This is a genomic window from Polaromonas sp. YR568 (assembly GCF_900116715.1).
Taxonomy (GTDB): Bacteria; Pseudomonadota; Gammaproteobacteria; order Burkholderiales; family Burkholderiaceae_C; genus Polaromonas.
In genome coordinates this window covers 54525-68828 of the sequence record NZ_FPBM01000011.1, presented here as the reverse complement: position 1 = coordinate 68828, position 14304 = coordinate 54525, and the positions used below count along the sequence as shown (strand labels likewise).

General features: G+C 64.2%; 7 protein-coding genes. 2 read left to right on the top strand and 5 right to left on the bottom strand.

The annotated features are described in order from the left end of the window. Nucleotides 1-43 precede the first annotated feature (43 nt). The 5 genes from BM408_RS19790 to BM408_RS19770 all read right to left on the bottom strand — a co-directional run bounded on the left by BM408_RS19790 (nt 44) and on the right by BM408_RS19770 (nt 5993). On the bottom strand, nt 44-1480 hold the full coding sequence (locus tag BM408_RS19790; RefSeq protein WP_371327034.1) for a di-heme oxidoreductase family protein: 1437 nt from the start codon (nt 1478-1480) through the stop codon (nt 44-46). A 24-nt stretch (nt 1481-1504) separates the two neighbouring features. Beyond that, on the bottom strand, nt 1505-2704 hold the full coding sequence (locus BM408_RS19785; protein WP_092132121.1) for an imelysin family protein: 1200 nt from the start codon (nt 2702-2704) through the stop codon (nt 1505-1507). A 101-nt stretch (nt 2705-2805) separates the two neighbouring features. Next, the gene (locus BM408_RS19780) at nt 2806-4137 is read right to left on the bottom strand and encodes a cation:proton antiporter (RefSeq protein ID WP_092132120.1); all 1332 of its coding nucleotides are present in this window, start codon (nt 4135-4137) and stop codon (nt 2806-2808) included. A 69-nt stretch (nt 4138-4206) separates the two neighbouring features. Then, nucleotides 4207-5382: a phospholipase A gene (locus tag BM408_RS19775; protein WP_254774888.1), complete on the bottom strand. Its 1176-nt coding sequence runs from the start codon at nt 5380-5382 to the stop codon at nt 4207-4209. 95 nt (nt 5383-5477) lie between these two features. After that, on the bottom strand, nt 5478-5993 hold the full coding sequence (locus BM408_RS19770; RefSeq protein ID WP_175541852.1) for a hypothetical protein: 516 nt from the start codon (nt 5991-5993) through the stop codon (nt 5478-5480). 393 nt (nt 5994-6386) lie between these two features. Between BM408_RS19770 and BM408_RS19765 the strand changes: the two genes are divergently transcribed. Continuing rightward, the gene (locus BM408_RS19765; protein ID WP_092132117.1) at nt 6387-7211 is read left to right on the top strand and encodes a phosphate/phosphite/phosphonate ABC transporter substrate-binding protein; all 825 of its coding nucleotides are present in this window, start codon (nt 6387-6389) and stop codon (nt 7209-7211) included. Between the two features lie 458 nt (nt 7212-7669). Continuing rightward, entirely contained in the window at nt 7670-14263 is a 6594-nt protein-coding gene (locus BM408_RS19760; RefSeq protein WP_175541851.1) for a hemagglutinin repeat-containing protein, read from the top strand. Nucleotides 14264-14304: the final 41 nt, after the last annotated feature.

The window sequence follows — 14304 nt, the reverse complement described above, 5'->3', positions numbered from 1 at the left end:
TGTGGGTGTTGTTTCAGGCCGGGCGTTCAGTGAATCGCGGTGATCAGAGCGATTCCAGAAACTTCACCAGCGCGGCGCGCTCCTGCGCGTTCATCTGCAAGACTTTGTCCTTGCTGGCCTTGGCTTCACCGTCATGCCAGAGCACGGCTTCCAGCGCGCCACGCGCACGTCCGTCATGCAGCAGGCGGTTGTGGCCGTTCACGTCGGGCACCAGCCCAATGCCCCACAGCGGCGGTGTGCGCCACTGGCGGCCATTGGCCAGAAAGTCGGGCCGGCCGTCGGCCAGGCCTTCGCCCATGTCGTGCAGCAGCAAATCGGTGTAGGGCCAGATGGTCTGGCCTTGCACGGCCTTGCTGCCCAGGCGTGGGAAGGGGCTTTCGCCGGTGACGTAGCTGGGCCGGTGGCAGGCGGCGCATTGCGCCTGCGCAAACAGCTTTTGCCCTTGCAGCACTTGCGCGTCTTTCGGATTGCGGCGTGCCGCCGGCGCCAGCGCGGTTTCGTAGAACACCACGTCGTTGAACGTTTTCTCGTCGATCTCGGGCGCCTTGCCCAGCGCGCCGCGCGGCGCGGCCAGGCAGTCTTTTTGCGCGGCGGTACAGGTCTCGTCAGGGAAGGTCGGCGAGGTGATGCCCATGTCGCCCAGGAAGGCGCCGGCCGTCTGGTGCGCCAGCGTGGCGACATTGGCCTTCCAGCCGAAGCGGCCCACGCGCATCTGCTGCGAGGGTGCATCCCACACCTGGTTGATGATGCCGCGCACCGGACCGCCCGAGGCCGCCTGCTCACGCGCATTGCGCAAGATTTCGGTGTCGGGAATCGCTTCAAGCAAACCCACGCCGGCCATCTGCGGCGCAATGCGCGGGCTCACCATGATGTCTTTGGCCATGGGGCCGTAGTTGAGTTTGCTGAAACCGTAGCGGGGCTTTTGCAGCTGATAAGGCGTGCCGTCGGCGAACTTGCCGCGCACCGTGTCGTAGCGCAGCGAGATCTGCCCTTCGGGCATGACGTTAAGCACCGCAAAGTTGGAGAACTGGTCACCATACACCGGGTCAGGCTTGGGGCCGCCGTGTGCATCGTTGCCGGGGATCGACAGGCGCAGCAACAAACCCACCGGCTGCTCGGACAAACCGCGCGTGAAGTCCGGCGGCGCGCCGCGGCCGTCCTGCACATGGCAGCCGCCGCAGGAGCGCGCGATGAAGTGCGGGCCCAGGCCGTCGCGCGCTGTGGTGGAGGACGGCGCCTGCACCCAGTTGCGTTTGAAAAAAGAATTGCCGATGACAAAGCGCGTGCGCTCTTCATCGGGCAAATTGGCGAAGGGAAATGAAAACGCGTTCTGGCCGGTGGCAAACACGGTGGTCTCGCCACCGGTTTTTTCATCGTCAGGCGCCGCGCCGGCTAGGGCGGCGGGCCCTGCGAATACCCAGAAGGCCAAGCCCGCGACGTCCGTGCAAACCAGCGCTACCCGCAGGGCGCGCGTGTGCAATTTGGGCGAAGCTGCGCGCGACACTTAGGGCTTGACCAGCGTCAGCTTGGTGATGCCGGCGGCGTTGGCGGACTCGACCAGGTCCTTGCTTTGCTGCACCAGGCTGTCGATGGTTTTTTGCACACGCAGGCGGCCTGGCGCATCTTTGGCGCCGACGATTTCGCGGTCAAACGGCGCCTGGATGCCTTCGGCGGCGGCGACGGACGCGGCGATCTGCTTGCTGGTGCGCTCGGCCAGTGCCGGGTTCTTTTCAGCCACCAGGTCGCGCAGCGACGGGCCGGCCAGCGTGGTGCCGTCGGCGCGTTTGTACTGGCCCAGCCAGACGTTCTGGATGCCCTTGGCGTTGTTCACCACGTCGCGGTGTGTGTTGTCTGAGAAGCACGAGTGCTCGTCTTCCTGGTCCTGGCTGGCCAGGGCGACTTCGAGACGCTCACCGGCGAGTTCGCCGCGCGAGAGCGAGCCCAGGCCGACAAACATCTTGCGCACCGACTCCATGCCGCCGCGCTCGAACTTGGCGCGGTACGAGCCGGCGGTGGGCGCCCAGGCCTTGGTGAGGAAGCGCAGGTCGTCGACCAGCAACTCGGTCACCACCTTGAGGTACTGGCGGCGGCGGTCGGCATTGGGTTTTTTGCCGTCCACAAAGTCTTCAAACGAACGCTCGCCCGGGCCAGTGGTGCTCAGGTCCTGGCCCCACAGCAAAAACTCGATCGCGTGCCAGCCGGTGGCGATGTTTTCTTCGCCGTTGCGCTCATTCAGGCTGGACAGCTGCTTCTTGCTGATGGTGACTTTGCGGTTGTTGATGATGCCGGCGTTGGGCGAATCCTTGACGTAGTCGACATAGGACTCGTCCATGGGCCAGGCATTGATACGGCCTTCGGGGCCGTTTTTGTCGTCGATCGGGCCGCCGTAGAAGCGGAAGGCTTCGGTCTGGCCGTAGAACTCGCGCGCGTCAATCCAGGCCTTGCGGGCGGCCTTGAGCGCTTCGTCCGAAGGCGCGTCGATCAGGGCCTGCACGGCTTTTTGCAGATTGAGCGTGCTGGCCAGCGTGTCGTCGTAGCTGGCCTGGACCAGGTTGGCGTAGTGCTTGGCCACGGTGGCCGCCGTGGTGCCGGCCTGCGCCGCTGCTGCCTTTACGGGGGCTGCCGCTGCGGGCTGGGCCATGACGGGCGCTGCAAGCAGAGCCAGGGCGGCAGCGAGGACGACGGGTTTCAGCACTGGGTTCATGACGACTCCTGGGAATTTGTTAATCGGGAAGTCACGATTATACAAATGCGAATAATTATCAATAACACCCGTACGGAAAATTCCCCACACCACCCCCGGTTTCAGCCTGATTTGCGCCGGCCAGCCTTGCGCGCTTCGTAGCGCTTCATCAGAGGCGTGACCGAGATGCCGTGCGCCACGACCGAAGCCACCACCACCGCGAGCGTGATGGAGAGCAGCTGTTGCGCCAGCGCCCGTTCGATGTGGTGGTTGATGGCATAGAGCAGGTAATAGAGCGAACCGATGCCGCGTATGCCGAACCAGCCCATCAGGCGGCGCTGCGCGCCCTTGACCGGCGTGCCCAGCAGGCCGATGTAAACCGCCACGGGCCGGATCACCAGGAACAGCACCGGGATAAACCACAGCACTTCGATGCGAAAGCGCGTGGTGGCCACCAGCACGCCCACGGCCAGCACGATGGCCACCTCCACAAAGCTCTCGAGCTGGCTGTTAAAGCGCTCCACCGCGCGCATCATGTGCGCGGGTGCTTCGGCGCCTGAGGCTTCCTGGTCTGCAGGGCTCAGCGTTTCATCGGGAAGCGGGGCCGCCGGGGCAGCAGCGCGCGAATGCGGCTCGTCAATGCGGCGCAACGCCAGCCCCGCGGCGAACACCGCCAGAAAACCGTAGGTGTGGCTGAGCAGCGCCAGGCCATAGGTGAGCCCGATCAGCCCCAGCGCGATGAACTCGTCCGAGCCCAGCGCTTCGCGGTGCCGCATGCGCAGGTAAAGAATGAGGCGGCCCACCAGTGTGCCCAGCAGCCAGCCCAGCGCAAGGCCGCCGGCCACCGCCCACAGCACATCGACAGCCCACCAGCGCCAGCCGCCCTCGCCCAGCTCGTGCAGGCCCAGCAAACCCAGGCCCAGCATCACAAAAGGAAACGCCGTGCCGTCGTTGAGCCCGCCTTCGCCGGTCAGGCCAAAACGCAGGCGGTCGCGGTCGCCCGGGTTGGCCACCTGCACGTCGGAGGCCAGCACCGGGTCGGTCGGCGCCAGGATGGCGCCCAGCAGCACGGCGGCGCCCAGCGGCAAATTGAGCACATACACACCCAGCGCGGTCACCGCCGCCACCGTCAGCACCATGGACACCGTCGCCAGCTGCACCGGAATGCGCCAGCGCCCATCCCGCAGGCGGAACTCGAGCTTCATGCCGGCGGTGAAGAGCGAAATCAGCACGGCGACTTCCGTCAGGCGCTCCAGCAGCACGGCATTTTTGAGGGCATCAAGCTTGAGTAGCCCCAGGCCCACCGGGCTGATCGCCACACCCACGCCCAGATACAGCATGGCCGCGCTCAGCGGCAGCCGCCTGATGAAGGAGCCGCCCAGCGTCATCGCAATCAGCAAACTGCCGGCGACGATACAGGCCAGGGTGAAGGTGGTGGGCTCGGCAAAAGTCATTGCGCCAGCCTACGGCAAGCGGAGGCGCCCGGCTATCAGCCGGCGCGCCGTTTGCCACCCCGCAAGCGCCTACCAGTCCACTAGGCTCAGGCCAATGCTCAGAACACTGCGCTTTCGGTTGTAGTCCACCAGGCTGTCGCCGTAGCCGCTGAAAAGCTGCACGTGGTAACGCAAGCCGGTGTAGTTGGGTGACGAGGTGGGCGCCATCATCCAGTCAAAGCGGGCCGAGCCGCGGGCCTCTTTGCGCAGTGAATGCCGCAGCGTCACGCCCACGGTGTTGGCCTTGTTGATCTGCCAGCTGCCGGTGACTTCGGCGCGGCCGACGTAATTCTCGATACCGGGGTTGTCGTCATTGCCCGAGGACTCCTTGAGCCGGTCCCAGATGCGCCCCTGCAGGATCAGGCCAGAGTCCTGGCCCAGTGTTTTTTCGGCCGCGCCCATCAGGTAGACGCGGTTCCAGCTGCGCGACAGCGGCAGCGACTGGCCGTTGGACTGGTGCACCAGCCCCAGGCCCGAGAGCCGGTAGTTCCAGCCGCCGGCCAGCGGGATCTGGTGCGGGTAGATGTAAAGCACTTCCGGCTCGTGGTCAGTGGTGCGAAAAGGCCGTGAGATCGCGCCGTTAAAGAGCTGCCAGTAACTTTGCTGTGTGTAGCCGAACCACACCGAGTCGTGGTCGTCATCGTCGTTGTCGCCTTTTTTCAGCAGGCCCTTGGCGATCTTGGTACGCACCGACAGCTGGATCTTGTTTTCAGTGCGCATATAGGGCTGCGCCGTCAGCGCGGTGTGGCCCAGCGAAGGCGACGAGGGCTGCATGTTCACGCTGTCCGATGTAGAGACAGCCAGCGTGATCGGCCGGTAGCCGCGCAGCGAGAAGGTGTCGCAGTCGGTGCCGCGCTGCAGCTCCCAGAAGCGCGAGAGCTCGGAGTACTTGGTGTTCTTGCAGCCGATGGGCTTGCCGTCGGGCGCCTCGGTGTTCAGCGATGGCAGCAGCAATACCGGTGTGGCGGGCTGGCCGGTGGCCGGGTTGGCTGGGGCGGTGGTCAGGCTGGGCGCGGGGGTGTTGGCCGGTGTTTGCGAATCCGCCCATTGCTGGAAGCACGCCAGTTGCGCGGTGGGGTCGCCCTTCATGGCCTGGCAGGTTTGCCAGCCCATGCTGGGGCCGCGGGCGGGAAGGTTTTGCGCCTGCCCGGGGGTCGCTGCAAAAAGGAGCAGGAGCGCCAGGAGGCCGGCTCCCGGCAAGCGCATGGCGGAAAGAAAGGATTTCGGTATCAGTCTCATGGGCAACTTTGAGTCCGGTGGTGTTCTGCGTGTTATGAATGTTCTGCGTGCGGATTCTGCGGTCAAGGCAGTCGGGTCAGCGTGAAAGGAATATCGGGCGCGTTCTCGGGCGCGCTGCTGCTGGTGTCTTTCCAGGTGCCCTGGAACACCTTGCCGCAAGAGCCCTTGGCCATCTCGCCGTTCCAGGTGCCGGTGATGCTGACATTGTCGGACGACTCGTCCAGCAGCAGCATGCCGCCATCCAAATCGCCGGCGAGCGCGGCCTTGGCGGCGTGGCCTGCAATGGCCTTGGAGCCGGCGGCCGTGCCGAGGTCGCGGCTCACGACACCGGCCAGGCTTTCGGAAAATTCGGCATGCCGCTCCAGCAGCATCGTGGCCCGCGCCGGCAGGCCGGCCGGCGGGTTGGTGAATTGCGCCACCCACAGGCCGTAGAGCTGCTCGGCTTTCAGGTCTGCCGCGGCGGGGCAGACGCCCTCAGGCTTGCCCGGCGGCGAGGTCTGGGCCGTAGCCCCTGTGGCTATTGCAATTGCGCAAGCGCTTATCAAGAAAAGAGCGGGGCGGAAAAATTTCGAGATCATGGACGAGTCAGGTGAACGGCCGGCGAAGCCGTTCGAAACGGAAACTGAAGGAAGCCGCGAAGCTGGCAAAGCACCACGCATGCGGCGAAAAAGATAAACGGTTTTTGCGGTCAGCCGGGTGCAGGGTTTAAGCAACACGCATGCCGCAAGGCTTGCGAACTATCTCACGAATACGTCTTGTATCAGGCGCAACACAGGTAAAACCCGCGAGTTGCAAACATTTGTATCAAGGACACTAAGGTCAGCTTTTCAGTAGCGGGTTCTCAAGCCAGACTTGGGAAATTGTTCATTTGTACGAATTTCGTAGGCAAGCCGGCGGTTAAATGGCCGCTCGCCGAACGGGGATCTTCGAGGTGCCCGGTCTTCCACCCCATTATCGACAAAGGTGTTTTGATGAAGGTTTTTTCGCGTGTATGTGTGATGGCACTGGCCCTGACGGGAGTCCTGGCCGGACAAGCCCGGGCGCAGGCCCCGCTGGTATTTGCCGTGAATGAGGGCGTGACCTACCGCGTCAACCCCGGCGCCACCGTAGAGCGCTTTCGCGAGCTGTCCGAAGACCTGGGCAAACTGCTCAAGCGGCCCGTGAAGGTGCAGGCCGTCACCGACTACAAAGAGCTGGCCGCAGGCCTGGCCGAGCAACGCTATGACCTCGCCTGGGTGCACCCCGCGCACCACTCCATCCGCGCGCTCTCCAAAAACGGTTACCACCTCGTCGCGGTGACCAAAGGCTTCACCGAATACAGCGCATCCTTCATGGTGCGCAGCGATTCGCCGCTGAAAAGCCTGGCCGACCTGAAGGGCCACAAAGTTGGCGCGCCCAGCGAAGACTCCATCACCTCGGTGATCATGCGCGCCACCCTGCGTGATGCGCTGGGGCCACAGCCGCAGGACACTGTTTACGTGAAGCTGCAGGACGCCGTGCCCTTCATGGTGGAAAACAACATGGTGACCTCGGGCGTCACCGCGTCACGCGCCGTGGTGAAAGACTGGCAAGCCAAAGGCGGCAAAGTGCTGGCCACCAGCAAGCCCGTGCCCATCAAGCACCTGATCGCCAGCGGCAAGCTGAGCGAAGCGGAACGCGCCCAGCTCACCGCCTACTTTGTGGGGCTGGATCAATCCGCCGACGGCAAGAAGCGGCTGGAGTCGCTCACGGTGCAGGGCTTTGCCCAGTATGACCAGGGCAAGCTGATGGAGCTGGGCAAGTGGCTGGGCGTGTAAAGGGCCCGCGATAACTATCAAGTTAACTTGACCTTAAGGACTAAAACGCCGGCAGCAGGATGTTCGGCGGAGTCCATGACCTGAACCAGCCTTCGACCCAGGAAGTACGTGGGTAAACAGCCGTGAATTTACTGGTAATTTCGCTTTGCTCATGTACACAAGTGGACTCGCTATCGTTTGCCTGATCTTTCCGATTGGCAACGAACGCAATAATTTTTTCGCCAAATCAAGCTAACACGGCTTACTGCCCCCCTCTCCCCAAATCTACAATTCCTCTGCTTTGGGCGCACGGCTCAGGGCCATAAAAAATCGGAATCAGGGAGAGCGTGATTGGCCAAGCCACACGATGACTTGGGTGCATCACCCCAGATGGTGCCAGCGTGCACCCAAAAATTCGCACAACAAAAAATCGACGCATGCATGTCATGCGCCGGCTTTGCCCTTGCATGCGCATTGCCATGAACAAAAACCTGCACCGCATCGTCTTTAACGCCAAACGCGGCCAACGCATGGTGGTGGCCGAAACCGCCAGCGCCCAGGGCAAAGCCGCCAGCGGCGACACGGCCGGCAGTGCAGGCCCGCAGGGTTTGCAAGCCAGCCTGCACCCGCTGCGCTTTGCGGTGCTGTCGGCGCTGGGCCTGGTTCTGTGTTTACAGCCAACCTTGCACGCGCAAATCGTTGCGGCCCCCGGCGCGCCCGCCGGCCAGCGCCCCACCGTGCTGCAAACGGCCAACGGCCTGCCGCAGGTCAACATCCAGACGCCCAGCGCAGCCGGTGTCAGCCGCAACACCTACAGCCAGTTTGATGTGCAGCAAAACGGCGCCATCCTCAACAACAGCCGTACCAATGTGCAAACCCAGCTGGGCGGTTTTGTCGGCGCCAACCCCTGGCTGGCCACCGGCCCGGCGCGCGTCATCCTTAACGAAGTGCAGTCGGCCAACCCCAGCCAGATCCGCGGTTATGTCGAAGTCGCCGGCCAGCGCGCCGAAGTCGTCATCGCCAACCCGGCCGGCATCAACGTCAACGGCGGCGGTTTCCTCAACGCCAGCCGCGTCACGTTGACCACCGGTACCCCGGTCATCAACGGCGGCGCGCTCGACGGCTTTCGTGTGCAGGGCGGCAACATCACCGTGGGCGGCGCGGGCCTGGACACTTCTACGGCCGACTACACCGGCATCCTCGCCCGCGCCGTGCAGGTCAACGCCGGCATCTGGGCCAAAGAGCTGCGCGTGGCCACTGGCGCCAACGACATCAACGCCGACCACACCAGCGCCACGCCTATCGCTGGAACTGGCGCGGCACCTACTTACGCTGTTGACGTCGCCCAGGTCGGCGGCATGTATGCCGGCAAGATTTTCCTTATTGGCACTGAGACCGGTCTGGGCGTGCGCAACGCCGGCGTTATAGGCGCGAGCGGCGGCGATCTGGTGCTACAGGCTAACGGGTGGCTCACCAACAGCGGGCAAATCCAGGCCACAGGCAATACCTACATCACCACAACCGGCGCCATCACCAACACCGGCGCCGGCGCGGTCATCAGCGCCCAGGGCAACAGCAGCATCAGCACGGGCGCCGGCCTCGCCAATGAAGCAGGCGCCATGATCGTGGCCAACGGCACCCTGACTGTCACTGCGGCAGGCGCACTGCAAAACACGCAAGCCACTGTTGCAGGTAACGGTGCGGTCACCGTCAACGCCGCCAGCCTGTCCAATGCGTCCGGCACCGTCGCCTCGGTGAGCGGCTACCTCGCCGTGACCACCACGGGCGCCACCAGCAACACCGTGGCCGGCGGCGCGGCACAGGGCGGGCGTTTGAGCGCCGGCGGCAACGTCACGCTAAGCAACACAGGGTTGATCAACACCGGCAGCACCATCACTGGCACAGCCATCAGCGTCGACACCCACCTGCAAGCGTTCAACAACACTGGCGGCACCGTCTCTGCCAGCGGCATCACCACGATAGCCAGCGGCGCGCTGACCAACACCGCCGGCCTGATTCAATCCACCGGCGCATTGGCAATCAACACCCACGGCCAGACGCTGACAAACACGAACGCTGCGGGCTACAGCGGCGGCGCGGGCGGCATCACGTCCCAGGGCGCCGTCAACCTGCTGACGGGCGAACTGAACAACGCAACCGGCTCTATCGGGGCGAAGAGCGCGTTGACCGCCACCGCAGGCAATGTGAGCAACGCCGGCGGACAGATCGTCAGCGAATCCACTGCAGACTTCACCACCACCGGCTTCAACAACAGCGGCGGCCAGCTGCAGGCCGTGGGCAATGTCTCTGTGGCCGCAGGGCCTGGCGTCATCACCAACACCGGCGGCCTGGTCCGCAGCGATGAGACGGTCACATTGGCCGCTGCCAGCGTGGTCAACAGCAACACCTCCGCCGCCAACCAGGGCGTGGAGGGCAAAAACATCGCCATCACAGCCGCCTCGATCGCCAATGATTCGGGCGCGATACGCACCAGCGTCAACGCCACCGTCACCAGCTCCGGCAGCATCAACAATAACGCCGGCCTGATCAGTGCGGGTAACACGGCCACATTGCAAGACACGGCCGCCACCAGGACGCTGGCCGTCACCAATGCGGGAGGCACCGTCATTGCCGGTCTTTCCCTCTCGGCCAACGCCGCCAGCCTGGGCGGCAACGGCAGCCTGCTGTCGCAGCAGGACTTGTCGCTCACGCTGACCAGTGACTTCAACAACACCGGCGACGTTATCGCCAACCGCGACGTCAGCGTCTCCACCACCGGTAACCTCAGCAACAGCGGCAAACTGCAGGCTGGGCGCAACCTGGCCGCTTCAGCCGCCAATGTCAACAACGCCGCCACTGGCGTGATCAGCGGCGTCAACACCACGGTCACCGCCGCCAACACCTTTACCAATCGCGGCGTCATCGATGGCACCGAGACCCGCATCAACGCCGCCACCCTGACCAACATCGGCACCGGTCGCATCTACGGCGACCATGTCGCCATTGCCGCCACCACCGTCAACAACAGCACCGAAACCGTAGGCAGCACGCGTGCCGATGCCGTGATCGCCGCCCGTAACCGGCTCGACATCGGTACGCAGACTTTGAACAACGGCGAAGGCGCGCTGATCTTCAGCGGCGGTACGGCGGTCGATGCGCTCACCATTGGCGGCAGCCTGGACGGCGCCGGCCATGCCACAGGCCAGGCCGGCGCTGTCAACAACAGCGGCGGCACCATCGAGTCGCTGGGCGGCCTGGCCATCACGGCCGGCCAGATCAACAACACCAACCCCAACTTCGCCTACACCGTGCAGACGGGCAGCGCCAGCAGTGGCAGCGGCAGCGGCAGCGGCAGCGGCAGGGAGTACATCACAGCGCAAGGCAATTACACGGCGAACGATGTGGGCTGGGTGGTCAGCGCCGAGACCTACAAGACAGGTATTGGCGGCGGCTACGCCTACTGGGACACGACGAGCAAGGAGCAGATCTATGGCGGCCCCGGACGCTGGGCGTCGGAAGACGGCGTACCGCCCTACACCGGTCACCTCAACGTTGACGGCAGGGGCCGCCTGCTGCTGAAGGGGGCTCCTTACTCGGACATCAAGTACGCGCCGTACTTTCTCGGCCCCAGCGCCTACGTTCCTGCGCACAATCTGCTGACGGGCTTCCGGGACGGCCTGGTGTCAACCCCTGTTGCGGCGTTTTTTGGCTACGACGCCAGCAGTCCTGTGTGGGATGTTTTCGGCGTTGCCCGGCCGCAGACCACGTCTGATGTGGACCCCGCCCCGTGGATCGCACTGCAGGCGCAGATTGATGCGATGCGCATGACCGTCGTCGCCAACGCCGTCATCGTCGAGGGCTTTCGCGACTACACCTCGACGCCGCAAACGCCCGTCATCACACAAAGCAGCCCGGGCCGCATCCTCAGCGCCGGCGCCATGACGCTGCATGCGGCCACCGCTCTCGTCAACGACCAGAGCCAGATCATCGCGGGCGGCGCCCTCAACATCACCGGCCAGGCTGTCGACAACCGCGGCCGCACCGTCAGCGTCAATGCACAGCGCAACGGCACCGCCTACTTCTGGAGCAACTACAACGAAGGCTGCGGCGGCTTTGACGGCTGCGACTACAACTACAACGCCTATCGCGACGGCCCCTACACGCAAGATGTGCCGCAAACCATCACGCTCAACGCCTTCCAAAGCCGCAGCTTTACCGCGCCCGGCGGCACCGGCACGCAAGTGGCCGCGGCAGCCGGCGCCAGCATCGGCAGCATCCCCACCACACCTGGCGCGCTCAGCGCGGCCGGCGTGCACACCGTGCCCGTCAACCTCAGCATCCCCACCACGAGCCTCTTTCGCCTCAACCCCAATCCGGCCGGCGGCTTCCTGATCGAAACCGACCTGCGCTTTGCCAACTACCGCACCTGGCTGGGCAGCGACTACATGCTGGGCCAGCTCGCGCTGGACCCGACCGTTACGCAAAAGCGCCTGGGCGACGGTTTCTACGAGCAGCGTTTGATCAACGAGCAAGTGGCCCAGCTCACCGGCCAGCGCTTCCTGGGCAACTACACCAGTGAAGAAGTCCAGTACAAAGCCCTGATGGACGCCGGCATCACCTATGCCCAAACCTACAACCTGCGCCCCGGCATCGCCCTGAGCGCTCAGCAGATGGCCCAGCTCACCAGCGACATCGTCTGGCTCGTTGAGCAGGAAGTGACCCTCGCCGACGGCAGCAAAACGCGCGCCCTGGTGCCCCAGGTCTATGTGCACGTCAAAGACGGCGACCTTGCACTCACAGGCGCCCTGCTGGCCGGCAAAAGCGTCAACATCAACCTGGCAGGCGACATGAGCAACAGCGGCACCGTGGCCGGCCGCACCGTCGTCAACCTGACCGCCGAGAACGTGCAGAACCTGGGCGGGCGCATCACCGGTGACGCGCTCACCGTGGCCGCCCGCAACGATTTGAACAACATCGGCGGGCAAATCATTGCCGCCACCAGCCTCAACGCCAGCGCCGGGCGCGACCTCAACGTCGTTACGACCACCAGCAGCGCCAGCAACCAGACCGGCGGCACCAGCTCCAAAAGCTTCAGCCTCACGGGGATAGACCGTGTGGCGGGTCTGTATGTCAGCAACCCGGGCGGCACCCTGGTGGCCAGCGCCGGGCGCGACGCCAACATCATCGCGGGGGTCATCTCCAACAGCGGCGCCAACGGTAGTACCGTCGTCAGCGCCGGCAACAACATCAACCTGGGCACCGTCGCCACCGCCAGCAGCAGCCTGCAGTCCCGCGGTGAAGACCACTTCCTGCAGAGCAACCAGACCACAGACGTGGGCAGCCAGCTGCAAACCGCCGGCCGCCTGAATCTGATTGCCGGCAAAGACCTCAACGCCAAGGCCGCCAACGTGCAGGCCGGCGGTGACCTCACGGCCAGCGCAGGCAACAACGTCAACATCACCGAAGGCCGGCAGACCAACAGCGTCGGCTTTGCACTGAAGACCACAGAGGGCGACCTCTTCAGCTCCAGCACCACCACCGAGCGCCGCACCAGCGAGCAGAACAATGCCGTCGGCTCCAGCTTCGGCGGTAACACCGTCACCGTGGTGGCCGGTAAAGACATCAACGTCAAAGGCTCCACCGTCATCAGCGACACCGGCACCACCCTGGCCGCCGGCAACAACTTGAGCATCGAGGCCGCGCAGAACACCAGCGGCTCCACCTCCTTCCATGAAAAGATAGAGTCCGGCCTGCTCGACGGCGGCGGCGCCGGCATCACCGTCGGCACGCGTGAACAATCCACCGAGCAGAAGAACCGCGGCACCACCGCCGCCGCCAGCACCGTGGGCAGCATTGGCGGCAACGTCACCCTGGTGGCCAATGAGGCGTACAAGCAGGTCGGCAGTGACGTGATGGCCCCGGGCGGCGACGTCACCATCGTCGCCAAGAAGGTCGACATTGTTGAGGCCCGCGAAACCAGCCGTAGCGAGACCGAGCAGAAATTCAAGCAGACCGGCCTGACACTGGAAGTCACCTCGCCCGTCATCAGCGCCATGCAGACCATCGACAAGATGAGCGAAGCGACCAGTAACACCAAAGACAGCCGCGCACAAGTCTTGGCATTGGCCAACGCCGGTCTGGCCGGCAAGAGCGCTTATGACGCGATCAAGGCCGGGCAGGGCGTCAAGATCGGTGACAAAGAGGGCCAGATAGTCACCGGTAAAGATGCCGACGGCAAGACCACCAGCCGCGACGCCAACGACGCCGACAAAGCAGGCGGCATCAACGTCGCCATCAGCATAGGCAGCAGCCAGAGCCAGAGCAACTCGCTCAGCCAAAGCAACACAGGCCGGGGCAGCGCCGTCACCGCAGGCGGCACCATCACCATCGCTGCCACCGGTGCAGGCGCAGACAGCAACCTTACCATTCAAGGCAGCAACATAGAAGCCGGCCGAGCAGTGCAGCTGCTGGCGGACAACCAGGTCAAGCTCCTCGCTGCACAAAACACCGCCAGCCAGAACAGCACCAACAGCAACAGCTCCGGCAGCCTGGGCATCAGCTACGGCACCAGCGGCTTGCTGTTCAACGCCAGCGCCAGCGGCGGCAAAGGCCGGGGCGACGGGGCAGACACCTTCTACACCAACACCCAGGTCAAGGCCGGCGAGCAGGTCAGCATCACCAGCGGCGGCGACACCACGCTGCAAGGCGCGGTAGTCAAGGCCAACCAGGTCAAAGCCGATGTGGGCGGCAACCTCAACATTGCCTCTTTACAAGACACCAGCACCTACACCAGCGAACAAAAGAGCATGGGTGGCTCGGTGAGCGTGGGTTGGGGCAACATGAGCGGCAGCTTCAACGCCTCCAAGAGCAATATCAACAGTAACTTCAATAGCGTCGGTGAGCAAAGCGGCATCAAGGCTGGAAGCGGCGGCTTCCAGGTCAGCGTAGCGGGCAATACCGCCCTTCTGGGCAGCGTCATCGCCAGCGACACCCAGGCCGTCAATGCCCAGAAAAACAGCTTCAAAACCGGCGGCACCCTGACCGTCGCAGACATCCAGAACACCGCGTGTTGAATTCCGTCGAAATTTGATCCGGTTAAAGCAGTAATTTCCAT